The sequence below is a fragment of the Microbacterium sp. AC026 genome (assembly GCF_979258475.1).
Genome location: NZ_OZ409857.1, coordinates 2714811 through 2738359 on the forward strand (window position 1 = coordinate 2714811; position 23549 = coordinate 2738359).

At 67.5% G+C, this 23549-nt stretch carries 19 protein-coding genes and 4 pseudogenes; 11 read left to right on the forward strand and 12 right to left on the reverse strand.

Annotation, left to right across the window (positions count from 1 at the left end; translation table 11 throughout):
• Positions 1-17 precede the first annotated feature (17 nt).
• Positions 18-1502, reverse strand: a complete 1485-nt coding sequence (locus ACZZ93_RS13575; protein ID WP_056279153.1) for a CoA-acylating methylmalonate-semialdehyde dehydrogenase — start codon at positions 1500-1502, stop codon at positions 18-20.
• A 99-nt stretch (positions 1503-1601) separates the two neighbouring features.
• Here ACZZ93_RS13575 and ACZZ93_RS13580 point away from each other — a divergent pair, with 99 nt between their 5' ends.
• Positions 1602-3140 (forward strand): PucR family transcriptional regulator, encoded by a 1539-nt coding sequence (locus ACZZ93_RS13580; protein ID WP_463511304.1) that lies wholly within the window; start codon positions 1602-1604, stop codon positions 3138-3140.
• A 1-nt stretch (position 3141) separates the two neighbouring features.
• Here the strand turns inward: ACZZ93_RS13580 and ACZZ93_RS13585 are convergent.
• The 6 genes and pseudogenes from ACZZ93_RS13585 to ACZZ93_RS13610 all read right to left on the reverse strand — a co-directional run bounded on the left by ACZZ93_RS13585 (position 3142) and on the right by ACZZ93_RS13610 (position 9119).
• Positions 3142-4535: pseudogene (locus tag ACZZ93_RS13585) on the reverse strand (aspartate aminotransferase family protein).
• Positions 4532-5013: pseudogene (locus ACZZ93_RS13590) on the reverse strand (Lrp/AsnC family transcriptional regulator). The pseudogenes ACZZ93_RS13585 and ACZZ93_RS13590 overlap by 4 nt, the downstream one beginning before the upstream one ends.
• Before the next feature lie 72 nt (positions 5014-5085).
• Positions 5086-6246 (reverse strand): acyl-CoA dehydrogenase family protein, encoded by a 1161-nt coding sequence (locus ACZZ93_RS13595; RefSeq protein WP_072591930.1) that lies wholly within the window; start codon positions 6244-6246, stop codon positions 5086-5088.
• Positions 6243-7001: an alpha/beta fold hydrolase gene (locus ACZZ93_RS13600; protein ID WP_463511305.1), complete on the reverse strand. Its 759-nt coding sequence runs from the start codon at positions 6999-7001 to the stop codon at positions 6243-6245. The genes ACZZ93_RS13595 and ACZZ93_RS13600 overlap by 4 nt, the downstream gene beginning before the upstream one ends.
• A 44-nt stretch (positions 7002-7045) precedes the next feature.
• Complete coding sequence (locus tag ACZZ93_RS13605) at positions 7046-7921, reverse strand: sugar kinase (protein ID WP_463511306.1); 876 nt, start codon at positions 7919-7921, stop codon at positions 7046-7048.
• Between the two features lie 34 nt (positions 7922-7955).
• The gene (locus ACZZ93_RS13610) at positions 7956-9119 is read right to left on the reverse strand and encodes an MFS transporter (protein ID WP_056279162.1); all 1164 of its coding nucleotides are present in this window, start codon (positions 9117-9119) and stop codon (positions 7956-7958) included.
• A gap of 434 nt (positions 9120-9553) precedes the next feature.
• Here ACZZ93_RS13610 and nrdH point away from each other — a divergent pair, with 434 nt between their 5' ends.
• The 4 genes from nrdH (at position 9554) to nrdF (ending at position 14204) form a co-directional block, all read left to right on the forward strand.
• Positions 9554-9787 (forward strand): glutaredoxin-like protein NrdH, encoded by a 234-nt coding sequence (gene nrdH, locus ACZZ93_RS13615; protein ID WP_042537838.1) that lies wholly within the window; start codon positions 9554-9556, stop codon positions 9785-9787.
• Positions 9788-9793: 6 nt separating this feature from the next.
• Positions 9794-10255, forward strand: coding sequence for a class Ib ribonucleoside-diphosphate reductase assembly flavoprotein NrdI (gene nrdI, locus ACZZ93_RS13620; protein ID WP_053097788.1), 462 nt, complete (start codon positions 9794-9796; stop codon positions 10253-10255).
• A gap of 20 nt (positions 10256-10275) precedes the next feature.
• Positions 10276-12396 (forward strand): class 1b ribonucleoside-diphosphate reductase subunit alpha, encoded by a 2121-nt coding sequence (nrdE, locus tag ACZZ93_RS13625; RefSeq protein ID WP_053099256.1) that lies wholly within the window; start codon positions 10276-10278, stop codon positions 12394-12396.
• 830 nt (positions 12397-13226) lie between these two features.
• Positions 13227-14204, forward strand: a complete 978-nt coding sequence (gene nrdF, locus ACZZ93_RS13630) for a class 1b ribonucleoside-diphosphate reductase subunit beta (protein ID WP_053097786.1) — start codon at positions 13227-13229, stop codon at positions 14202-14204.
• A gap of 657 nt (positions 14205-14861) precedes the next feature.
• Here nrdF and ACZZ93_RS13635 read toward each other — a convergent pair.
• The 4 genes from ACZZ93_RS13635 to ACZZ93_RS13650 all read right to left on the reverse strand — a co-directional run bounded on the left by ACZZ93_RS13635 (position 14862) and on the right by ACZZ93_RS13650 (position 18199).
• Positions 14862-15326 (reverse strand): hypothetical protein, encoded by a 465-nt coding sequence (locus ACZZ93_RS13635; protein WP_463498894.1) that lies wholly within the window; start codon positions 15324-15326, stop codon positions 14862-14864.
• A gap of 548 nt (positions 15327-15874) precedes the next feature.
• On the reverse strand, positions 15875-16315 hold the full coding sequence (locus ACZZ93_RS13640; protein ID WP_082297898.1) for a hypothetical protein: 441 nt from the start codon (positions 16313-16315) through the stop codon (positions 15875-15877).
• 91 nt (positions 16316-16406) lie between these two features.
• On the reverse strand, positions 16407-17753 hold the full coding sequence (locus tag ACZZ93_RS13645; protein ID WP_463511750.1) for an MFS transporter: 1347 nt from the start codon (positions 17751-17753) through the stop codon (positions 16407-16409).
• A 5-nt stretch (positions 17754-17758) separates the two neighbouring features.
• Positions 17759-18199, reverse strand: coding sequence for a MarR family transcriptional regulator (locus ACZZ93_RS13650; RefSeq protein WP_053097780.1), 441 nt, complete (start codon positions 18197-18199; stop codon positions 17759-17761).
• Between the two features lie 129 nt (positions 18200-18328).
• Here ACZZ93_RS13650 and ACZZ93_RS13655 point away from each other — a divergent pair.
• The 6 genes and pseudogenes from ACZZ93_RS13655 to ACZZ93_RS13680 all read left to right on the forward strand — a co-directional run bounded on the left by ACZZ93_RS13655 (position 18329) and on the right by ACZZ93_RS13680 (position 22927).
• Positions 18329-19017 (forward strand): annotated as a pseudogene (locus ACZZ93_RS13655) (copper homeostasis protein CutC).
• A 55-nt stretch (positions 19018-19072) separates the two neighbouring features.
• Entirely contained in the window at positions 19073-19927 is an 855-nt protein-coding gene (locus ACZZ93_RS13660; protein WP_372984567.1) for an alpha/beta fold hydrolase, read from the forward strand.
• Between the two features lie 161 nt (positions 19928-20088).
• Positions 20089-20490: a hypothetical protein gene (locus tag ACZZ93_RS13665; RefSeq protein WP_463511307.1), complete on the forward strand. Its 402-nt coding sequence runs from the start codon at positions 20089-20091 to the stop codon at positions 20488-20490.
• Positions 20454-20825: a DUF1684 domain-containing protein gene (locus ACZZ93_RS13670; RefSeq protein WP_463511308.1), complete on the forward strand. Its 372-nt coding sequence runs from the start codon at positions 20454-20456 to the stop codon at positions 20823-20825. The genes ACZZ93_RS13665 and ACZZ93_RS13670 overlap by 37 nt, the downstream gene beginning before the upstream one ends.
• 49 nt (positions 20826-20874) lie before the next feature.
• A pseudogene (locus ACZZ93_RS13675) lies at positions 20875-21923 on the forward strand (lipoate--protein ligase family protein).
• A gap of 38 nt (positions 21924-21961) precedes the next feature.
• Positions 21962-22927 (forward strand): DNA-methyltransferase, encoded by a 966-nt coding sequence (locus ACZZ93_RS13680; protein WP_232224481.1) that lies wholly within the window; start codon positions 21962-21964, stop codon positions 22925-22927.
• A gap of 51 nt (positions 22928-22978) precedes the next feature.
• Here ACZZ93_RS13680 and ACZZ93_RS13685 read toward each other — a convergent pair whose 3' ends face one another.
• A complete protein-coding gene (locus ACZZ93_RS13685; protein ID WP_463511309.1) occupies positions 22979-23524 on the reverse strand; it encodes a hypothetical protein in 546 nt (181 codons plus the stop codon).
• Between the last annotated feature and the right edge of the window lie 25 nt (positions 23525-23549).

Below are 23549 nucleotides of genomic sequence, written 5' to 3' on the forward strand. Positions count from 1 at the left end.
AGTGTCTGCTCGGGGGCTCAGTGGTTGCTCGGGAAGCCCAGGTCGATCTGCGAGGGCGTGTGGTCGGGCCAGCGCGTCGTGACCACCTTCGACCGAGTGTAGAAGTGCACCGACTCGGGTCCGTAGATGTGCGAGTCGCCGAAGAGCGAGTCCTTCCAGCCGCCGAACGAGTAGGCGCCGATCGGCACGGGGATCGGCACGTTGACGCCGACCATGCCGACCTCGATGTCGAACTCGTACTGACGGGCGGTGCCGCCGTCGCGGGTGAAGATCGCGGTGCCGTTGCCGTACGCGTTCGCGTTGACGAGCTCGACGGCCTCGGCATAGGTCTCGACGCGCACGACCGAGAGCACCGGGCCGAAGATCTCGTCGTCGTACACCTTCATGCCGGGAGCGACCCGATCGATGAGGCTGACCCCGATGAAGAAGCCGTCGGAGTCGAACTCCTTCGTCGTGCCGTCGACCACGACGGTCGCACCCTCCGCGGTGGCGCCGGTCACGTAGGAGGCGACGCGGTCGCGGTGCTCGCGGGTGATGAGCGGGCCCATCTCGCTCGCGGCATCCGTGCCCGCGCCGATCGTGAGTCCGTCGATGCGCGAGGCGATCGCTGCGACGAGGTCGTCGGCGATGTCTCCCACCGCGACCAGCACCGAGACGGCCATGCAGCGCTCGCCGGCCGAGCCGTATGCGGCCGAGACCGCGGCGTCGGCCGCGGCGTCGATGTCGGCATCCGGCATCACGACCATGTGGTTCTTCGCGCCGCCCAGAGCCTGCACGCGCTTGCCCGCGTTCGCCGCCCGCTGGTAGATGGAGCGGGCGATCGGGGTCGATCCGACGAAGCTGATCGCGTTCACCCGCGGCGACTCGAGCAGCGCGTCGACGGCCTCCTTGTCGCCGTTCACGACATTGAGCACGCCGTCGGGCAGTCCTGCCTCCTGGAAGAGCTTCGCGATCCAGATGGCCGCCGACGGGTCCTTCTCGCTCGGCTTGAGCACGACCGTGTTGCCGCAGGCGATCGCCGAGGCGACCATCCACAGCGGCACCATGACGGGGAAGTTGAACGGCGTGATCGCCGCGACGACCCCGACGGGCTGCTTGACCGAGTGCACGTCGACGCCGCGCGAGACCTGCTCGCTGCGCTCTCCCTTGAGCAGGTGCACGAGGCCTGCGGCGAACTCGACGTTCTCGATGCCGCGCGAGACCTCGCCGGCGGCGTCCGAGAGCACCTTGCCGTGCTCCGAGGTGACGATCGCCGCGAGCTCGGGTGTGCGCTCCTTGAGCAGCTGACGCAGGCGGAAGAAGACGTCGGCGCGCTTGATGAGGCTCGTCTCGCGCCAGGCGGGCAGAGCGGATGCCGCGGCGGCGATGGCCTGGTCGACCTCGGCGGTCGACGCGAAGGCGACCTGCTTCGACACCTGACCGGTGGCCGGGTCGAAGACCTGTCCCGTGCGCGCCGCGTCGGCGGTCTCTGCTCCATTGATGAGGTGACGGACGATGTCCACGGGGCTCCTTCGTGCTGCGTGATCCGTATCGAACACTCTGACCGAGCAGCGATACGCTGGGTTCTCTCCCATGATCACAGAGCACGAGAGGGCGAACAGGTGTCAGAACGTAGCGACTTCCAGCTGGGTCGGACAGAACGTCCGGACGGCAGCACGTTCCTCAGCGTCTCCGACGTGCTCTCCGAGCCCGCCGTGCAGCAGGGCGGCCCGTCGGTGCTCGTGGGGGGCGCCGCTCTCGATGTCGCCGTGCGGTGGGTGCATGTCTCCGACAGCCCGGACGTCGCGCGGCTTCTCGACGGCGGCGAGTTGCTGCTGACCACGGGAGCCGGGTGGCCGAGCGACGTCGAGCAGCTGCGGGACTTCGCGACCAGCCTGCACCGCGCGGGCATCGCCGGCATCGTGTTCGAGCTCGGCACAGCCCGTAAGGCGGTGCCCCAGCCGCTGGTCGACCTGTGCGCGACGGTCGGACTGGCGCTCATCGCGTTGACCCGAGAGGTCAAGTTCGTCGCGGTGACCGAGGCGGTGCATCATGCCCTCATCGCCGCGCAGACGCACGCGCTGCACGAGCGTCAGCACCTGCACGAGCTCTTCACCGCGCTGAGCCTGCAGGGCGCGCCGGCCGATGTCGTGGTGTCCGAGACCGCGCGGGCGCTGCGCGCACCGGTGATCCTGGAGAACCTCGCGGGTGAGGTGATCGCGGCCGAGGGGCTCGACTCTCCGATCGCCGACGTCCTGAGCTCGCGTGGCGACGCCGAGCGGGTGCCGGTTCAGGCGCGGGGAGTGCGCTGGGGCACGCTGCTCGCCCAGCCGGGACCGGCTCACCCCGCCGGGCGGGTCACGGTGCTCGAACAGGGGGCGACGGCCCTCGCGTTCGGCTGCATCGCCGACGGCGGCGACACCGAATGGTCGCTGCTCGCGCAGCGCACGGTGATCGATGATCTGCTGGGGGCGCGCTTCGCGAAGGCCGACGACATCGACGCGCGGCTGCGTGCCGGCGGTTTCGCCCTCGCCGACCGGCAGTGCCACGGGATCGTCGCCCGAGGGTCGGCGTCGATCAGCGAGCTCGCGTATCGCGCACGGCAGGCGGGGTTCGCCGTCATGGCGGCCAGGGTCGAGGGCGACGACGTCGCTCTGCTCTCGCTTCCGGCATCCGCAGTGCTGTCCGACGAGGTCGTGCTGCGCATCGCCGGTCCCGACCGCGCGGTGTTCGTCGGCCCGGTCGCCGATGACGTCGTCGGACTGCTCGGCTCGCTGCGCGCCGCGCGCGACCTCGCCGACAGCGACCGCGCCGAGGCGGGGGCCAGAGTGCGGCGGGTCGACGATCGCCCGCTCGAGAGGCTCGTCGCCACGCTGCGCGACGATCACCGACTGCACGAGCACAGCGAGCGGATGCTGGCGCCGCTGATCCGCCACGACCGAGAGCGTCGCGGCGACCTGCTCGCCGTGCTCGCGGCTCTCGTCGCACACCCGGGCAACCGCTCGGCGGCGGCCGCCGCGAGTCACCTGTCGCGGTCGGTGTTCTATCAGCGCCTCACGCTGATCGGCGATCTGCTCGGTGCCGACCTCGACGACGGCGAGACGATCGCGGCGCTCCACCTCGCGCTCCTCGCGAGGCGGCGCACCGCGGTGACCGACTGAGTCAGAGCACCGACTGGGCGTCGGTGAGCACGCTCCGCAGGATCTGCTCGATCTGACGGAACTCCGCGGGTCCCACCGTCAGCGGCGGTGCGAGCTGGATCACGGGGTCGCCGCGGTCGTCGGCACGGCAGTAGAGCCCGGCCTCGAACAGGGCGGGGGAGAGGAAGCCGCGCAGCAGCCGCTCGGACTCGTCGTCGTCGAAGGTCTCCCGCGTCGCCTTGTCCTTCACGAGCTCGATGCCGAAGAAGTAGCCGTCTCCGCGCACATCGCCCACGATCGGGATGTCGAGGAGCTTCTCGAGCTCGGCGCGGAACAGGGTGAGTTCTCGCGCACGTGCTCGTTGAGCCCCTCCTCGTCGAAGATCGCGAGGTTCTCGAGGGCCACGGCCGCCGAGACCGGATGCCCGCCGAACGTGTAGCCGTGCGGGAACGACACGTCGCCCTTCGAGAACGGCTCGTAGATCCGGTCGCTGATGACGGTCGCGCCGATGGGCGAGTAGCCGCTCGTCATGCCCTTGGCGCACGTGATCATGTCGGGCACGTAGCCGAGGCCCGTGCACGCGAAGGTGTGGCCCAGGCGACCGAACGCGCAGATGACCTCGTCCGATACGAGGAGCACGTCGTGGCGGTCGCAGATCTCGCGCACCCTGGCGAAGTATCCGGGAGGAGGCGGGAAGCATCCGCCCGAGTTCTGCACCGGCTCGAGGAAGACCGCGGCGACCGTGTCGGCGCCCTCGAACAGGATCATCTCCTCGATGCGGTCGGCGGCCCAGCGGCCGAAGGCCTCGAGGTCGTTGCTCGGGCCGCCCATCTCGGCCGCGCGGTAGAAGTTGGTGTTCGGCACGCGGAACCCACCCGGGGTGACGGGCTCGAACATGGACTTCATCGCCGGGATGCCGGTGATGGCCAGTGCGCCCTGAGGGGTGCCGTGATAGGCGACCGATCGCGAGATGACCTTGTGCTTGGTGGGCTTGCCCATCAGCTTCCAGTAGTGCTTCGCGAGCTTGAACGCGGTCTCGACCGCCTCGCCGCCGCCCGTCGAGAAGAACACCCGGTTCAGGTCGCCGGGCGCCTCGGCCGCGAGTCGGTCGGCGAGCTCGATGGCGGCCGGGTGCGCATACGACCACAGCGGGAAGAACGACAGCTCGGAAGCCTGCTTCGCCGCGGCCTCGGCGAGGCGACGGCGGCCGTGGCCGGCGTTGACGACGAAGAGACCGGCGAGGCCGTCGAAGTACTCCTTGCCCTTCGAGTCCCAGATGCGGTGACCGTCGCCCTTGACGATGATCGGGACGCCGCTCTTCTCCATCGTGGACTGCCGTGTGAAGTGCATCCACAGGTGGTCCTTGGCCATGGTCTGGAGTTCGGCCTCGGACGGTGTCGGGCGTTGCGTGCTCATCTGGTCCCCCAGTTGTAGAGCTGCTTCTGCAGCTTGGCGTAGATGAAGGTCTCGGTCGACAGGACCCCGTCGATCGGGCGGATGTGATCGTTGATGAGGGCGAGGAGGTCCTCGTCGTCCTCGCAGACGACCTCGGCGAGGATGTCGAACGAGCCGACGGTGATGACGACGTAGTCGATGGCGGCGATCTCGGCGATGGCCTCGGCCACGACCCTCGTGTCGCCCGAGACGCGGACGCCGATCATGGCCTGCCGGGGAAGCCGAGCTGCATCGGATCGGTCACTGCGACGATCTGCATCACGCCGGACTCGGTGAGCCGCTGCACGCGCTGGCGGACGGCGGCTTCGCTCAGTCCCACCTCTCGCCCGATGTCGGAGTACGAGCGTCGCCCGTCCTCCTGCAGCAGTTCGATGATCGTCTTCGCGACATCGTCCAGTGGGGGTGCTTCTTCGAGGACGCCATGATGCGATCCTCGCACCGCAGCGGCCGGTCTTCAACTGATTCCGCAGAATCGGCAGAGCCTCAGGGGTGAAACCGCAGAATATCGCGCTTATGCCTCGAGGGGTCCGAGCCAGGCGCTCGCCGCGGTGGAGTGCGCCGATTCGGGATCGGAGGGATGGAATGCGCCCGCGAGGACGTCCCGGTAGAGACGCGACAGCTCGTTCGACGAGAAGTACGAGCCGCCGCCGGCGACGAGCATCGCCTGATCGACGACGTGCTTCGACATCGTGATCGCCCGGTGCTTGACGCCCGACAGCAGGGTGAACCACCGAGCGCCGTTGTCGACCCTCTCATCGACATCGCGGGCGAGCACCGCGATCTGCGGTGGGAGCGCGTCGTACGCGAGGCCCATGTCGGCGATGCGCCAGCGGATGTCGGGATCCTGGCTGTACGTCGCACCCGTCTTCTTCGAACGGCGCATCTGCGCGGTGAGCACCGCGAGGTCGAGGGCACGGCGTGCGATGCCCGTGTAGACGGAGGCGAGCAGGATCTCGAAGACGGAGAAGATCCCGAAGACGATGGGGTCGGGGTTCGGGCCCGGATCGATGCGACGCACCACGTGCGCGGCATCCGCCACGGCTCCGTCGAGACGCGTCGTGCGGCTCTGGGTGCCCCGCATGCCGAGGGTGTCCCAGTCGTCGCCCGTGACGACCGCGTCGGTGCGGTCGACGAAGGCGAAGACCAGCTTCGGAGCGTCGGCGCTCGTCGTGTCGAGGCCGTGCAGCCCGAGCCTCGTCCATACGGGCGCGAGCGAGGTGAAGATCTTGGTGCCGGTGAACGCGTAGCCTCCGTCGGCGGTGGGCGTGGCCTCGGTGTCGCTGCCGAACAGCACCAGGTCGTTGCCGCCCTCGCTGATTCCGAAGGCGAAGACCTCGCCCGCGACCGCGCCGTCCTGCACGAACTCGAGACCCGGCACGCCGCGGTCGGAGAAGACCTTCGCGACGCCGGTCCACACCAGGTGCATGTTGATCGCGAGCGCCGTGGCGGGAGCGGCGGTCGCGAGACGCTGCTGCAGGATCGCCGCCTCGGCGAGGCCGAGCCCCGCGCCCCCGCGTTCGGCCGGCACGAGTATCGACAGATATCCCGCATCGCGGAGCTCATCGAGGTCCTGCTCGGGGAACGTGTTCTCGCGGTCGTGGATCGGGGCCCGCTCGCGGATGCGCTCGAGAAGGTCGTCGGGAAGGTAGGCGGTCGGATCGAAGGTGCTCACGCGAGTGCCTCTCTCAGCTGTCGGACGGTCTCTTCGGGCTTGTCGCGGTGCAGCGAGTGCCCGGCGCCCTCGACGACCGATATCGTGACGAGGGGGTTGGAGGCGAGGACGCCGGCCGCGACCTCGCCGGTGAAGATGCTGTAGACCGCGGGATCCGAGGCGATCACATGGGTGGGAACGGTCAGCCGGGCGGCATCCGCAGTGACGTCCCACGGAGTGTTCTGCGCACTCGTCTGCTCGACCGCCCAGGCGCTCGCGCGGTGCACCGCGTCGACTTTCAGCTCCCAGTCCTGCGGGTGCCAGTGCGGATGCTCCTGCTGCACCAGCTCCACCCTGTTGTCGGCGAAGGCGCGCTCCTGGCTCCTGCGGACGATCGCGGCATCCCGGCCGCCGACGAGGATCGCCGGATCGAGCAGCACGAGTCGGCGCGTCCACTCGGGAGCGGATGCCGCCGCCGCCGTGCTGGAGGCCCCGCCGAGCGAGTGGCCGACGACGGCATCCCAGGGTGCCCCTCCGTCGGGCGTCGTCGTGGCGAGGTCTGCCGCGTAGGCGGCGACCGAGTAGTCGAGGGCGCGCGGGGCGTCGCCGTGGCCACGCAGGTCGACGGCGGTCGCATGCCATCCGGCGTCGGCGAGGTCGGTGCCGACGCGCCACATGAGAGCCGCGGACGAGCCGAGCCCGTGCACGAGGAGAACGCGACGATCGGATGCCGGGTCGCCCCAGGAGATGCGGGGCAGCGTGAGCGGTGCGGGCATGCAGCAAGCCTACGACCGGCTCGCGGCGGTGAGGCCTGCGGAGTTCAGTCGAGGGGCGGCAGGTCGCCGTGCGTCGTCAGCACGCGGGCCGCTGCGGTGTGGCCCGCGGACAGCCGTGCCGACAGATCTGCGCCGTCGAGGGTCGCGGCGAGGAACCCGGCCGCGAACGCGTCTCCGGCGCCGACCGGCTCGACGACCTCGACACGGGGAGCCGGCACGAACACCGGCTCGTCGTCGCCGAGGAACGCGGTCGCCCCGACGTCGCCGTCCTTGACGATGAGCAGCCCGCAGTGCGGCAGACGGGTGCGGATCTCGGCGGCGGTCGCGGTGCCCCAGATGCGCTCGGCCTCGTCGCGTCCGACGAAGGCGATGTCGGCGGCGTCCGCGAGGCGGGCGAGGGTGTCGGCGGCATCCTGCATCGTCCACAGTGCGCGGCGATCGTTGACGTCGAAGGACACGAGGGCGCCGGCGGCGCGAGCGTCGACGAGCAGCTGATCGACCATCGCGCGGCAGGACGGCGAGAGCGCCGGGGTGATGCCCGTGGTGTGCACGATGCGGACGCCGGCGAGCTGAGCGACGTCGAGGAACCCCGGTGCCATCAGCGAGGCGGCCGAACCGCGCCGGTAGTAGTAGACCGACGACGACTCCATGCCGGGGTCCTTGAACATGACGCCGGTGGGAGCATCCGCATCCGTCGTCACCCAGAGGTCGACGCCGCGCCGCTCGAGCTCGGTCGAGATGCGCACGCCGATCGGGTCGTCACCGAGGCGTGAGGCCCACGCGGCGCGGTGCCCTGCCGACACGAGCCCGACCGCGACGTTGCCCTCGGCTCCCGCCAGACCGAGCGCAGCCGTCTCGGTCTCGGCGAGCGGGGCTCCGAGAGCGGTGACGAGTCCCATGGACTCGCCGATGCAGACCACCTCGGGGGCGGCGGATGCGGGGAGGGAGCAGAGCTCATGAAGGGGTGACCGCCAGGGGTTCGGTGTCGGGGTGGGGACTCGCGTCGCGATGGCGCAGGTCGGGGAAGGAGCGGACGAAGACGATCGAGACGACGAGGCCGGCTGCGGCGAACAGTGTCGCGGCGAGGTAGGCGCCGCGCGGATCCGTCGCGTCGACCAGGAAGCCGGCGACCGCCGAGCCCGCCGCGGCGCCGATGAGCTGTCCCGTGCCCGCCCAGCCGAACGCCTCGGCGGTCTCGCTGAACTTCACGCTCGCGGTCGTGATGGCGAACAGCACGGCGAGGGCCGGCGCGATGCCGATGCCGGCGAGGACCAGCGTGCCGCCGAGCCAGAACACGTTGAGGGAGAACATGGTGAGCGCCAGGCCGACGGTGACGATCGCGAGACGGCGGGCCATCGCCCAGGGGCCGATGGGGATGTGTCCGAACGCGAGTCCGCCGGCGAGGCTGCCGACCGAGAAGACGGCGAGCACGAGGCCGGCGGCGAGGCTGCCGTGCTCGAACGTGGCGACGACGCCGACCTCGACGGCGGAGCAGGCGCCGATGAGGAGGAACCCGATGACGGTGGCGAGCAGCACGGGCGGCTTGAGGACGACCTTGCCGAGGGCGTTGCGGCTGCGGGGGATGCGCACGCGACCGACCTCGGGCGAGAGGATGAACCACGCCCCGCCGCCCACCAGCACGACGGCGACGAGCAGGAGACCCTCGGCGGTGCCGACCTGGGTCGAGACGAGGGTGATCACGACGGGCGCGATGACCCAGATGATCTCCTGCAGCGAGGCATCGAGGGAGAACAGCGGAGTGAGCTGCTTCGAGTTCACGAGCTTCGGATAGATGGTGCGCACGGCGGCCTGCACCGGCGGGGTCGAGAGACCGGCGATCATGCCCAGGATCATGTAGCCGGGGATGCTGAGGGGGAGGAGCGCGAGCCCCAGCACGGCGACCACGCAGACGCTGAGCGTCAGGGTGAGCACGCGGCGCATGCCCCAGGCACCCATCCACCGACTCGTGATCGGGCCCGCGACAGCCTGCCCGACGCTCGTCGCGGCGAGCACGAGGCCAGCCGAGCCGTACGACCCGGTCTGCTGCTCGACGTGCAGCAGGATCGCGAGCGAGGTCATCCCGTTGGGGAAGCGAGCGGTCAGCTGTGCAGCGATCATGCGCGCCACTCCGGGCGTGCGAAGAAGGTCCCGATATCCCGCCACGGGTCAACGCTACCGGGAGGCGCGGACGCGGGTCCAAGCGGCTCCTCCGCGACACGCCGCGACACGCCCAAACCGAGTTTCCACAGAAAATCCGATGTCCGAGGTCGGCCGTATCGTCCCCCCTGTGGATGGATCTCTCACAGGTCGTTCCCAGCCGCGATTTCTCGCGGTTCGGAGGCACTGTCAAGGGGGCTGTGCCTGTGGAAGAAACGGTGGAGAACCTGTGTTGTAACAGTGGAGAGCGGTGGAAAACTACACGTATGTAACTACTACCCCTAGTGGTCACCCTGAATGTCCGTACCTATATGTAGTATTGAGATCCCGGTGAGGGTCTACCGGAAAACAGCCTGATTCAGATGCAGGCCAGAGATGTGAGGGGAAGCGAAAAGATGTCGATCACGGTCTACACGAAGCCGTCCTGCGTTCAGTGCAACGCCACCTACCGCGCGCTCGACGCCAAGGGCATCGAGTACGAGATCCTCGACCTGTCGGAGGACGCCACGGCGCTCGAGCAGGTCAAGGCGCTCGGCTACATGCAGGCACCCGTCGTCGTCACCGACGAGGGTCACTGGTCGGGCTTCCGCCCCGACAAGATCGACGAGCTCGCCTCGCGTCTGGCGTGATCCGCCATGAGCGCCGTCGCGACCGCCGCGCCGCTCCTGGTCTACTTCTCGAGCGCCTCGGGTAACACCGCGCGCTTCGTCGAGAAGCTCGGGCTCCCGGCCCGACGCATTCCCCTTCTCCGACAGCAGGAAGAACTCGTCGTCGACGAGCCCTTCGTGCTGGTCACCCCCACCTATGGCGGGGGTGAGGGGCGCGGCGTCGAACGAGGCGCGGTGCCCAAGCAGGTCATCCGGTTCCTCAACGACGAGCGCAACCGGCGTCACATCCGCGGAGTCATCTCGGCGGGCAACACCAACTTCGGCGACTCGTTCTGTCTCGCCGGTGACATCATCAGCCGCAAGTGCAACGTGCCTCACTTGTATCGGCTCGAGATCTTCGGCACACAAGACGATGTAGATCGCGTGAGCGACGGATTGGAGCGACGGTGGGTACCGCAGTTGACGAGCAGGCAGGAGCCGACTCAGTGACGGATACGGTGGCGTTCAAGATGAACCCGACCTACGAGGGCCTGGACTATCACGCCCTCAACGCGATGCTGAACCTGTACGACGCGAACGGCAAGATCCAGTTCGACGCCGACAAGCGGGCGGCGCGCGAGTACTTCCTGCAGCACGTCAACCAGAACACGGTGTTCTTCCACTCGCTCAAGGAGCGCCTCGACTACCTCGTCGAGAAGGAGTACTACGAGCCGGCCGTGATCGAGCAGTACTCGCTCGAGTTCATCCAGAAGCTCAATGACCTCGCCTACGGCAAGAAGTTCCGCTTCGAGACGTTCCTCGGCGCCTTCAAGTACTACACGAGCTACACGCTCAAGACGTTCGATGGCAAGCGCTACCTCGAGCGCTTCGAGGACCGCGTCGTGATGACGGCCCTCGGCCTCGCCGGCGGCGACGAGCAGCTCGCCGTCGCACTGGTCGAGGAGATCATCTCCGGTCGCTTCCAGCCCGCGACCCCGACCTTCCTCAACTCGGGCAAGGCCCAGCGCGGCGAGCTCGTCAGCTGCTTCCTGCTGCGCATCGAGGACAACATGGAGTCGATCGCCCGCGGCATCAACTCCGCCCTCCAGCTCTCCAAGCGCGGCGGCGGAGTGGCGCTGCTGCTCTCGAACATCCGTGAGGCCGGTGCGCCGATCAAGCAGATCGAGAACCAGTCCTCGGGCATCATCCCCGTGATGAAGCTCCTCGAAGACAGCTTCAGCTACGCCAACCAGCTCGGTGCGCGTCAGGGTGCCGGCGCGGTGTACCTCAACGCACACCACCCCGACATCATGCGCTTCCTCGACACCAAGCGTGAGAACGCCGACGAGAAGATCCGCATCAAGACGCTGTCGCTCGGCGTCGTCGTGCCCGACATCACGTTCGAGCTTGCGAAGAACGGCGAGGACATGTACCTCTTCTCGCCGTACGACGTCGAGAAGGTCTACGGCGTCCCCTTCGGCGACATCTCTGTCACCGAGAAGTACCGCGAGATGGTCGACGACCCGCGCATCAAGAAGACGAAGATCAACGCGCGCGAGTTCTTCCAGACGATCGCCGAGATCCAGTTCGAGTCGGGCTACCCGTACATCATGTTCGAGGACACGGTGAACAAGGCCAACCCGATCAAGGGCCGCATCAACATGTCCAACCTCTGCAGCGAGATCCTGCAGGTGAACACGCCGACCACGTACAACGACGACCTGTCGTACGACCAGATCGGCAAGGACATCTCCTGCAACCTCGGCTCGATGAACATCGCGCTGTCGATGGATGCCGATGACCTGGGCCAGACGGTCGAGACCGCGATCCGTGCGCTGAGCGCGGTGAGCGACCAGAGCCACATCCGCTCGGTCCGCTCGATCGAGGACGGCAACGACCGTTCGCACGCGATCGGCCTCGGCCAGATGAACCTGCACGGCTACCTCGCCCGCGAGCACGTGCACTACGGCTCCGAAGAGGGCATCGACTTCACGAACATCTACTTCTACACGGTGCTGTTCCACGCGCTGCGCGCCTCGAACAACATCGCGATCGAGCGCAAGCAGGCCTTCGACGGCTTCGAGGACTCGACCTACGCGTCGGGGGAGTTCTTCGACAAGTACATCGAGCGCGCCTGGGTTCCCGAGACCGAGAAGGTCAAGGAGCTCTTCGCGGGCAAGCACATCCCGACGCAGGAGGACTGGGTGGCGCTGAAGGCGTCGATCCAGGAGCACGGCATCTACAACCAGAACCTGCAGGCGGTGCCCCCGACCGGCTCGATCTCGTACATCAACAACTCGACGTCGTCGATCCACCCGATCGCGTCGAAGATCGAGATCCGCAAGGAAGGCAAGCTCGGCCGCGTCTACTACCCGGCGCCGTTCATGACGAACGACAACCTGGAGTACTACCAGGACGCGTACGAGATCGGCTACGAGAAGGTCATCGACACCTACGCCGCCGCCACCCAGCACGTCGACCAGGGCCTGTCGCTGACGCTGTTCTTCAAGGACACCGCCACGACGCGTGACATCAACAAGGCTCAGATCTACGCATGGCGCAAGGGCATCAAGACGATCTACTACATCCGTCTGCGTCAGATGGCGCTCGAGGGCACCGACATGGCGGAATGCGTCAGCTGCATGCTGTAATCGGCGAGAGATGATCATGCTGGAATTGAGGGATCGCGTAGGCGGATGGCCGATCATCGGTCTCGTCTACGCGGTCCGCCGCTACGATTCGCCTGAGTATCGGTATGTCGGCATGACAACGAAGTCCGTGGGAGTTCGCAGCAGGCAGCACCTGAAATCTGCGCGGGCGGGGAAGAGAACACCTTTTACGACTGGATCCGTGCGCGCGATTCAGAGCAAGAAGAGGTGTATTTCGAACCCGTTGAGGTAGTGATGGGCAGCCAACTTGAGGCTTTGGGTCTCGCCGAGCAGAGCTGGATTGCGAAGCTGCGAGCAGAGGGCCATCGGCTACTGAACCTTTCTGACGGCGGCCTGGGACCTCAAGGGCACGCCTGGACAGAGGCACAGCGTGAAGCCGCGGGTCAGCGATCGCGAGGAAGGAAACGACCGGATATAGGCTCCGGTCCGGATCATCCGAGCTGGGGGACTCGACGTTCCGAGGAGCAGCGAGCCAGTTGGTCCGCTCAGCGCAAAGGCATGAACGCTGGGGAGAGGAATCCGAACTTCGCGAAGTTCGGACCCGAGCATCCGAAGTTCGGACATCGGATGTCCGAGCAGGCAAAAGCGAGGCTCTCCGAGATGCGGAAAGGCGAGTTGAATCCCAACTTCGGAAAATCCGCGAGCGTCGAGACTCGACTCAAGATGTCGATGACCCGCGCAGGCAAGCCGATGCCATCCAGCAGGCGAAGCGCGCACACCAGGTATCACTCAAACAAAGGCGTGTTCAAGGACACGTGCGCATGCTGCGTCGATGACCGTCAGAATGCACAGGACGAAATGAGGAAAGACGAATGACAGGGCAGAAACTTCAGCTTGTCAATGAGGTTCAGGCGATCAACTGGAACCGCATCCAGGACGACAAGGACCTCGAGGTCTGGAACCGCCTGGTGAACAACTTCTGGCTGCCTGAGAAGGTGCCGCTGTCGAACGACGTCCAGTCGTGGAACACGCTCACGCCCGATGAGCAGCTGCTCACCATGCGCGTGTTCACCGGTCTGACGCTGCTCGACACGATCCAGGGCACCGTCGGCGCCGTCTCGCTGATCCCCGACGCGATCACGCCTCACGAAGAGGCCGTGTACACGAACATCGCGTTCATGGAGTCGGTGCATGCGAAGAGCTACTCCTCGATCTTCTCGACGCTCGCGTCGACGAAGGAGATCGATGAGGCGTTCCGCTGGTCCACCGAGAACCCGAACCTTCAGAAGAAGGCTCAGATCATCATGGACTACTACCAGGGCGACGACCCGCTCAAGCGCAAGGTCGCCTCGACGCTGCTCGAGTCGTTCCTGTTCTACTCGGGCTTCTACCTGCCGATCTACTGGTCGTCGAAGGCGAAGCTCACGAACACGGCCGACCTGATTCGCCTCATCATCCGTGACGAGGCCGTGCACGGGTACTACATCGGCTACAAGTTCCAGAAGGGTCTCGAGAAGGAGACCGAGGAGCGCCGCCAGGAGCTGAAGGACTACACCTTCAACCTGCTCTTCGAGCTCTACGACAACGAGGTGCAGTACACGCAGGACCTCTACGACGGCGTCGGCCTGACCGAGGACGTCAAGAAGTTCCTGCACTACAACGCCAACAAGGCGCTGATGAACCTCGGCTACGAAGCGATGTTCCCCTCGACCGTCACGAACGTAAACCCGGCGATCCTGTCGGCGCTCTCGCCGAACGCCGACGAGAACCACGACTTCTTCTCGGGTTCGGGATCGTCGTACGTCATCGGCAAGGCCGAGGCGACGGAAGACGACGACTGGGACTTCTGAGTCACTGTGCGGCGTCGCGCATTGCGGCGCCGCACACCACCCAAGTGACGGGGGACACCACTAGTTGGCCTCTAGGCGTTTCTACTTGGCCAATCGCCGACCGAGATGGCCAGAGTTGGACAAAGACTGCGCTCCGAGAAATGCGGCGTAGCTGTAGGCCCTCGGAAAAGATGAGATAGGCAAGCTAAACGTGGACAGCGTGCAGCTATCCGAGACATCGAGCTACTTGTTGAGATCGGTCTCGAGGACGCATCGCTGGGACAGTGATGTCTAGGAAGCCGCGACTCACCCGGCCGAATCTGGTGTCTCCCTGGCCAAAGGGGAAGACATCAGAGTCCGCCGGGCGAGTCGCGGCTTCCTTGCGCTTGCGCTTCGTGATGCGATTGACGCGAAGGGGAAAAGCGTCCGCTCGGTGTCAAAGGATTGCGGCCTCAACCATCAGGCTCTGAACGCAATCCTGACCGGTGACGTCTGGCCAGACATGTACACCATAGCCATGTTGGAACAAGGTCTGGGAACGCCTCTGTGGCCAGGGTTCACGGCCGGCCGCGGTCATAGCTCGGTAGACGGTCGACCGGGAGAAGCCGGGGGATCCCCACGGTGCAGGGGTGGTGGCTTGGTGACAAGCGTCTCCAAGCCACCGGATGGCCCTCTGGGTCATGGAGTGAGTTCGAAGACCCACGCCAGCGTATTCGCGAAGGGTGTACCGGAGCTCTCGGCGAAGTAGGTCGCGGTCACCACGAACACCGCGGCCCCCTGTTTGTCAGGCAGCAGCGACTGGAGGGGCACTGTTCCCGCTTCTGCTGCAATCGTGAGGGGGCAGGGTTCTGCCGCCAAGCAGTCGTAGATCCTCTCGGGTGGAACCGTCGGATCGATATCGATGAGGCTGCCAGGGTAGACACCGATTGTGAGGCCTGACGGGGTCACAGTATTAATGAGGTCCGCCTGGATCTGTTCCGCGTTAGCGGCTTTGATTCGTGGCACACCATCGATGCGCTCTGTCGGCGTAACTCGCTGTTCCTGACCGGTTCGCCAGTCCACCATGTACGGGGCGATCGTTTCACCCTCAACGAGGAGCGCAGGGGGATGGTCGGGCAAGTCTCGCAAGGCTTGAAACGACATGTCTTCTCCCAGGGTCGGCGATGGCGTGAGCTGTGGTTGGTCCGGGGCGCACGATGTGCACGCGACAGCGATGAGGCCCAGACCAACCAGCAGCACAACTAGTTTGCGTTGCATCCCAGCCGGGACTCATTGAGGCTCGACGTCTGAGCGACGTAGTTCGTCCCCGAGATGAGCACGCGGTGATACGCGTTACCGCGATAAGTCTGAAAGCCGTAGTCGGCGCAGACGATCTTCTTGTCGGGGCTGAGTTGTCTTGGTAGGACCACTTGCCTCTAGACGTTCGTATAGCGCTTCGCGACATGCGCGGTTTGCCTCCACCTCGAGCAGGAAGGATCGCATCATGGCGAAGTCATCGTCACGGTCATCCGCAAAGCCTTCGAAGGGGCAGTTGAGTAAGGCGGGTCGAGTCCTCGGGACTGACTCGTCGAGCAAGACCGCCAAGTCGAAGGCCGGATCGACGCTCGGCAACGGCTGAGCACAGTCACCTGCTGAATGATACGAAGGGGGCGGATGCTGCGGCATCCGCCCCCTTCGTCGTTCCCGCGCGCTCAGGCCGGGGTGTCGTTCGGGTCCAGCGTGCGCAGGGTGTCCTGCTCGACCTCATTGTCGGCCGTCAGCTGGTCTTCGGTGTTCTCGTCGCCGCCGATGGCCGCGTCGCGGTCGGGGCTGGCGTCGCCCTGGATGGCGCCGCGGGGTGATTCGCCGTGCGAGCTGTCGCCCTGGATGGCGCCGCCCTGGGCAGCGCCCTGCGCGTTCTCGTCGTCGGCGTCGCCCTGGATGGCACCGCGCGGCGAGTCGCCGTGCGAGCTGTCGCCCTGGATCGCGCCGCCCTGATTGGAGCCCTGGGCGTTTCCGTCGAGCTCGTCGGGCTGACGCCCGGCGTCTGCCGTCGACTGGCCGTCAGGAGCGGTGTTGTGCTCGGGGATCACGTCGGGGGAGCCTTCTGCGGGCTGCTCGGGGTGCGGGGTGCGTCCTGTGTTCTGGTCCATGACGTGACGGTACGTCCACCCGGCCTGCGCGTGGAGGGCATTGACAAACCGGTCTCACGCGTTCCGCCCGCGATGCCCGGTCAGAACGCGGTCAGTCCTTCTTCGAGGTGCGGATCGGCGTGGTGACGGCTGCCTCGTCGCTGAACTCGACCGGTTCGGCCTTCTTCTCGAGGATCTCGGCCTCGTCGACGATGTTCAGCGGTCGCGTCTCGTCGAGCGTCATGAGGAATCGGCTGCCCTCGGAGCGGTGCAGTCGTCCGGAGGTGAAGACCCAGATGGCGCCGATCGCGCACGCGACGAAACCGGCGGTGCCGCCGAGCATGATCGCCGTGCGCGGCCCGAAGGTGTCGGCCACCCACCCGGCGATCGGGGCGCCGACCGGCGTCGAGCCCATGATCACGGCCATGTACAGCGCGAGCACACGGCCGCGCAGGGCAGGCGCGGTGGTCATCTGCACGTAGCCGTTGGCGGTCGTCAGCAGCGTCACGATCATGAACCCGGTGAACGTCAGCGTGATCGCGTACGTCAGATACGTGGGCATGGATGCGGAGACGAACGCCGTGACGCCGAATCCCCCGGCAGCCAAGATCACGACACGCACCCTGGCTCGGTCACGCCGGGCAGCCAGGAGCGCACCGGCGAGCGAGCCGATCGCGAGCACCGAGCTCAGCACTCCGTACCCGTCGGCGCCCGCCCCGAACTCGATCGCCATGGTCGAGGCGAAGATGGGGAAGTTCATGCCGAAGGCGCCGATCAGGAACACCGTCACGAACACGACGCGCAGGTCGCTGCGCCCCCACACATAGCGGAAGCCCTCGGCGAGTCCGCCGGGGCGGCGGTTCTTCAGGCGCGGTGCGAGCTGGCCGGTGCGCAGCATCAGCAGTGCGACGAGCATCGCCAGGAACGTCACGGCGTTCGCGATGAACACCCAGCCCGAGCCGATCACGACGATCAGCAGGCCGCCGACGGCCGGGCCGATCATGCGGGCCAGGTTGAAGGATGCCGAGTTGAGGGCGACCGCGTTGGACGTGTCGCCGGCGGAGACCATGTCGGAGACGAACGCCTGCCGCGCGGGGGCGTCGAAGGCGTTGACGACGCCGAACGCCGCAGCGAAGCAGAACATCATCGGCAGCGTCATCACGCCGTTGAGCAGCAGCACGCCGACGGCGATCGCGAGCATCAGCAGGGCGCTCTGGGTGGCGAGCAGGATGCGGCGGCGCTCGAAGCGATCGGCGACCCATCCGGTGAGGCTCACGAGCACGAGCGGCGGACCGAACTGCAGCGCCATCGTGACGCCCATGGCCGCGGCGTCGTTGTCGGTGAGCTCGGTGAGCACGACCCAGTCCTGGGCGGTCGCCTGCATCCACCCGCCGATGTTCGAGACGAGGGCACCGGCGAACCAGATGCGGTAGTTGATGTTCGAGAAGGAACGGAACATCGCGCTCATCGGTCGACCACCTTTCGCATCAGGGCGCTCGCTGCGCGCAGCGTCGCCAATTCGTCCTCCGTGAAGTCCAGTTCGCCGAGCATCTCGGCGAGCAGCTCGTCTCTTCGTCGGATGGTCTGCTCCACGATCTCGGTGCCTGCCTCGGTGATGTCGACCTGCACGCGGCGGCGATCTTCGGCATCCGGAGTGCGGAGCACGAATCCCTGCTCTTCGAGTCCGTTGATCATGTTCGTCATCGACGGCGCGGTGACCCGCTCGCGCTCGGCCAGGGCGCTGATGGTGCGGCGACCGTGCATGCGCAGCGTCGCGAGCACCGCGAGCTGCGCGTCGCTCATCGCGTCGACGGCGCGAGCGCATCGCAGGCGCCGTGCGAGCCGGAACGTCGCCATGCGCAGGTCTGTCGCGGTGAGGTGGAGGGAATCATCAGGCGCAGACATTACTTAGACAGTCTAAGTAATTTACGCCCGGATCGGAAGTCGGTGGCAGGATGCACCCGCCGCACGGGTCACAATGGACGGGTGACCCGAACCCCCGCGATCGAAATCGCCGTCCAGGATCCCGCCGGAGTGCGCATCGCCGGAGCCGTCGGCGCCGCGCGCGTCGAGCTGGCCCAGGCCCTCGCGCTCGGCGGTCTCACTCCGTCGCCGGCGACCCTCGACCTGTCGATCGACGCCGCGCATGCCGTCGGCGTCGAGGTGCACGTGCTCGTCCGGCCTCGGGCGGGCGGCTTCCGCTACTCCGCCGACGAGATCGCGATCGCCGAGAACGATGTCCGACGTGCGATCGAGGCGGGAGCCGACGGTGTCGTGATCGGCGCCCTCGACGACGAGGGGCTGCTCGACATCCCCGCCATGCGGCGTCTGCGCGACGCCGCCGGGGAGCATCCGTCACCCTGCATCGCGCGATCGACGTGACCCCCGACCCCGTCGCCACGCTCGTCGCCGCTCGCTCGCTGGGCCTGCGCCGCGTGCTGACCTCGGGCGGCGCCTCGGTCGCGATCGACGGCATCGACACGCTCCGGGCGCTCGTCGCCGAGGCCGCCGGCGAGATCGAGATCATGGCGGGCAGCGGAGTGGATGCCGCCAGCGCCGCCGCCCTCGCCGCCGCCGGTGTCGACGCCCTGCACTTCTCCGCGAAGCGCACGGTGAGAGAAGACGGCGGCGTGCGCATGGGCTCCGCCGCCGACGGCGTCGGAGGATACGAGGTCACCGACCTCGAGATCGCCCAGGGCGTCATCGCCGCGCTGTCGAGCTGACGCGTCCGACGCGGTCGGCCTGACGCACGTCGCGCACTCTCAGTAGGGTGGGGGCGTGACCGATACGCGCGAATTCACGGATGCCGACGGCATCGCCATCGTCTACGACGTGCACCCGGCGGTCGGTGATGCGCGGGGAGTCGTGCAGCTGCTGCACGGGGTGGGCGAGCACGCCGGTCGGTACGGCGCGCTGATCGCCGCGCTCACCGAGGCCGGATTCATCGTCTACGCCGACGATCATCGGGGGCACGGGCGCACCGGCATCCGTCAGCACGGCGGACCCGAGAAGCTCGGTCGACTCGGCAAGGGCGGTCTGCGTGCGGCGGAGGCGGCGATCTGGCAGCTCACCGGCATCATCAAGGACGAGCACCCCGACCTGCCCCTCGTGCTGCTGGGGCACTCGTGGGGATCATTCCTCGCGCAGATGCTCGTGAACGACCACCCCGAGGCGTGGGATGCGGTGATCCTCTCGGGCTCGGCTCTGCGTACGCCCGGATCGCTCAACGCTGCACCGCTCAACGCCCGCTGGACCGCCGACGACGCCACGGGCCTCGAATGGCTGAGCCGCGATCCGGCGGTGTGGACAGCGTTCGACGAGGATCCGCTCACCACGAACCAGCCGCTGCTGAAGCTGTTCGGCCCCGTCGAGGCGGCCAAGCTCTACGGCCGTCCGCGCAAGGACCTCGGACGCGACATCCCCCTGCTGCTTCTCGTCGGTCGCGACGATCCGGTCGGCGGTCCGCGCAGCGTGCACAAGCTCGCCGACGAGTACCGCACCCGATCGGGACTCACCGACATCACGACGCTGGTGTATCCCGACGCTCGTCACGAGATCTTCAACGAGCTGCAGCAGGACGAGGTCAGGGCCGACATCCTGTCGTGGCTCGACACCCGCATTCCCGCTCGCTGACCGTCGCCTCGATCCGGGCGAGCCGTGCCATGATCCGGGCGGCTCGCGCGTCGGCGTGTTACGCCCCGTGAACGGACGTTACAGCGGGTGAATCCGCGTGACGTCATCCCGGCACATCGGCCTCTCCTCCGCATAGATTCACGGCGAGAGGGAGGTGCGGGGTGGGATTCGAAGACGAGTGGCGTGCATGGCACGACGCGCGGGAGCGCTATGCCGGCGCGGAGTACGGCCCGGCCGCGCTCGAGTCGACGAACTGGCTCATCACCGAACCCGCCGCCGTGGAGGGGGTCCCGGGTCTCTGGGCGCTCACGGGAGACGGAGGGATCCGCGGCAGCGATCTCGGTACGGCCGGGTCGGTCGTCACGCTGAGGGGCCGTGAGACGCTGCGGCTCGGACGCCGCGAGCTGCGTGTGTTCGACCGGCGCGGCGAGGTCGCGCTGCGGGTGTTCAACCCCGACGCCCCGAGCGCGAGCGGTTCAGCGCGATCGACGCGTATCCGCCTCGGGAGGGATGGCGGATCCCGGCGGTGTTCGAGCCCACGCCGGGCGAGACGATCACCGTGACCTCGATCGACGGGCGCTCGCACGACACCGACCTCGCCGGACGGCTGCGGTTCACGCTCGACGGTGTCGCGGTGGCGCTGGCCGCGACGCGTGCGCCGCAGGGCGGCCTGAGCGCCGTCTTCGCCGACGGGACCAACGGCACCGAGACCTATCGGTTCCGCTTCCTGCCGGTCGAGGAACCGGCATCAGACGGCTCGGTGGTCATCGACTTCAACCGCGCCTACCTGCCGCCGTGCGCTTTCTCGGACCAGTACGTGTGTCCTCAGCCGCCGCCGGGCAACCGCTTCTCGGCGCCGATCCGCGCCGGAGAGCGCGCGGTGGTGCACGGGCGCTGAATCCGCGGCGTACCGCGCCGACCTGACGGCCCCGCCTTAAGCTGTAACCGTGCACGGTGAATACAAGGTTCCAGGAGGAAAGCTCGTCGTCGTCGACCTCGAGGTCGAAGACGGCAGGATCGCCCGTTTCCGGCTCGCCGGCGACTTCTTCCTCGAGCCCGACACGGCGCTCGACGACATCGACCGGGCGGTCACCGGGCTGCCCGTCGAGACGGACGCCACGGCCATCGCCGCCGCGGTGCGCGGTGCGCTCCCCGACGGTGCACAGCTGCTCGGGTTCACTCCCGAAGCGGTCGGCACGGCCGTGCGCCGCGCCCTGGTCACGGCTCCCGGCTGGAACGACTTCGACTGGGAGATCGTGCACGAGAAGGCGGTCTCGCCGCGCATGAACCTCGCGCTCGACGAGGTGCTCACCTCTCGGGTCGGCGAGGGGCGCCGTCGTCCGACGCTGCGCATCTGGGAGTGGGATCAGTCGGCCGTCGTCATCGGCTCGTTCCAGTCGTACCGCAACGAGGTCGACCCCGAGGGCGCCGCCCGGCACGGCTTCGACGTCGTGCGCCGCATCTCCGGCGGTGGCGCGATGCTCATGGCCGCAGGGCAGATCATCACCTATTCGCTCTACGTGCCGGCATCCCTCGTTCAGGGCATGACCTTCGCCGACTCCTATGCGTTCCTCGACGACTGGGTGCTGCAGGCGCTGCGCTCGCTGGGGATCGATGCGATCTATCAGCCGCTCAACGACATCGCCAGCTCGTCGGGCAAGATCGGCGGAGCCGCGCAGAAGCGCCTCGCCAACGGGGAGTGCTGCACCACGCCACCCTGTCGTACGACATCGACGGCCAGACCATGACCGAGGTTCTGCGCATCGGCCGCGAGAAGCTCAGCGACAAGGGGACGACGTCGGCCGCGAAGCGGGTGGATCCGCTGCGCAGCCAGACCGGCCTCGCGCGGGCCGAGATCATCGAGCGCTTCAAGGACACCTTCCGCTCGCTCACCTCGGCGGAGGACGGCACGATCAGCTCCGACGAGTACGCGGATGCCGAGGCTCTGGTGGAGTCGAAGTTCGCCACCGACACGTGGCTGCACCGGGTTCCGTGACCGACCCCGCGCCTGACCCCTCGTCTGATCCCGGGGCGGTGGATCCCGCTCCCGTCGTCCGCGGTGACGTCTCGATCATCCAGGGCGACAACCTCGCCGTCGCGGCGACCCTGCCGTCGGCGTCGTTCACGCTCGTCTACCTCGACCCGCCGTTCAACACGGGCCGGACGCAGGAGCGACAGGTGGTCACCGCCCGTCGCACGTTCACGACTCAGCAAGAACCGGGTGCGTCCGGAGTCGGACTCCCGGAATCCCGCGGGTCGGATGCGGCGGTCACGCCGATCGTGCTGAGTTCTGAACCGGCGGCGCCGCCGGCCGAGGTGCGGCACGGGTTCCACGGCCACGCCTATGAGCGGGTGCGCGGGATGCTCCGCACCTACGACGACCGCTTCGACGACTACGGCGCCTTCCTGATGCCGCGACTCGAGGAGGCGTGGCGACTGCTGGCCGACGACGGCACCCTCTATCTGCACCTCGACTACCGCGAGGCGCACTACGCGAAGGTGATGCTCGATGCGGTCTTCGGCCGCGACTGCTTCCTGAACGAGCTCATCTGGGCCTATGACTACGGTGCGAAGTCCCGCCGTCGCTGGCCCACCAAGCACGACACGATCCTCGTCTACGTGAAGAACCCCCGCGAGTACGTGTTCAACTCCGACGACATCGATCGCGAGCCGTACATGGCTCCCGGCCTCGTCACGGCAGAGAAGGCCGCCCGAGGCAAGCTGCCCACCGACGTGTGGTGGCACACGATCGTGCCGACGACCGGCCGCGAGAAGACCGGATATCCGACGCAGAAACCCGAGGGCATCCTGCGGCGCATCGTGCGGGCGTCCAGCCGTCCGGGCGACCGTGTGCTCGACCTCTTCGCCGGCAGCGGCACCACCGGGGCCGTCGCCTCGGCTCTCGGGCGCGACGCGGTGCTCGTCGATGACAACCCCGAGGCCGTGCGCGTCATGACCGAGCGGATGCCCGATGCCGTGGTGACCCGCGTCGGGGAGTAGCCCCGCACGCGGAGCACTCTCAGCAAGGATGCTCGCCTGCCGCCACAGGCGTCAGCGTGGTGCGTGGGTTCTCGTGTGCGCGTGGCAACGCGCGAGCAGGTCGGCCCGGCGTCTGATGGCGGCTTGTGCGCTCTCGGTGACGCTGCGTCCCACGCTGCTCGGGGTGGTCACATCGAGACCGGGGCGGGCGAACAGGACGTCGTAGAACGGAGCGAGAGTCTCGTCGGAGAACTTGAGCGTGCGACTGAGCGTCTGCAGCGGCGTGCCCCACCGACTGCCGCTGTCGGCATTGATGTCCGCACCTTCATCGATCAGGCGGGCGAGCAGAGGCGCTTCGGCGGTGAAATCGTGTGCTGTCGCGCTCAGCAACACGTGCAGAGCGTTCACGTGGCTCTCGGTCGCTGCGGCGGCATCAGCGCCGTCGTCGAGCAGTCGCGTGGCGATCGCGACCCGGCTGGCGGGATCGGCGTTGCGGAGGGCTCGCATCAGCAGGGTCGATCCGTCCTCGTCTGCCCACCGTGCGAGCGAGGGGTCGTAGTCGGCGAGAAACTCGGCCTCGTTCGTGATCGCGGAGAAGTAGGCGCGGGGGTAGACCATGACGTCGACACTAGGCGACGGGCGC

What these genes read in the sequence shown, in the direction of transcription:
- ACZZ93_RS13685 (WP_463511309.1), bottom strand. Translation starts at nt 23,524, where the DNA reads ATGGTCTACCCCCGCGCCTACTTCTCCGCGATCACGAACGAGGCCGAG.
- ACZZ93_RS13635 (WP_463498894.1), bottom strand. Translation starts at nt 15,326, where the DNA reads ATGTCGTTTCAAGCCTTGCGAGACTTGCCCGACCATCCCCCTGCGCTC.
- ACZZ93_RS13600 (WP_463511305.1), bottom strand. Translation starts at nt 7,001, where the DNA reads ATGCCCGCACCGCTCACGCTGCCCCGCATCTCCTGGGGCGACCCGGCA.
- ACZZ93_RS13645 (WP_463511750.1), bottom strand. Translation starts at nt 17,753, where the DNA reads ATGTTCCGTTCCTTCTCGAACATCAACTACCGCATCTGGTTCGCCGGT.
- ACZZ93_RS13610 (WP_056279162.1), bottom strand. Translation starts at nt 9,119, where the DNA reads ATGATCGCTGCACAGCTGACCGCTCGCTTCCCCAACGGGATGACCTCG.
- ACZZ93_RS13640 (WP_082297898.1), bottom strand. Translation starts at nt 16,315, where the DNA reads ATGGACCAGAACACAGGACGCACCCCGCACCCCGAGCAGCCCGCAGAA.
- nrdF (WP_053097786.1), top strand. Translation starts at nt 13,227, where the DNA reads ATGACAGGGCAGAAACTTCAGCTTGTCAATGAGGTTCAGGCGATCAAC.
- nrdE (WP_053099256.1), top strand. Translation starts at nt 10,276, where the DNA reads ATGAACCCGACCTACGAGGGCCTGGACTATCACGCCCTCAACGCGATG.
- ACZZ93_RS13650 (WP_053097780.1), bottom strand. Translation starts at nt 18,199, where the DNA reads ATGTCTGCGCCTGATGATTCCCTCCACCTCACCGCGACAGACCTGCGC.
- nrdH (WP_042537838.1), top strand. Translation starts at nt 9,554, where the DNA reads ATGTCGATCACGGTCTACACGAAGCCGTCCTGCGTTCAGTGCAACGCC.
- nrdI (WP_053097788.1), top strand. Translation starts at nt 9,794, where the DNA reads ATGAGCGCCGTCGCGACCGCCGCGCCGCTCCTGGTCTACTTCTCGAGC.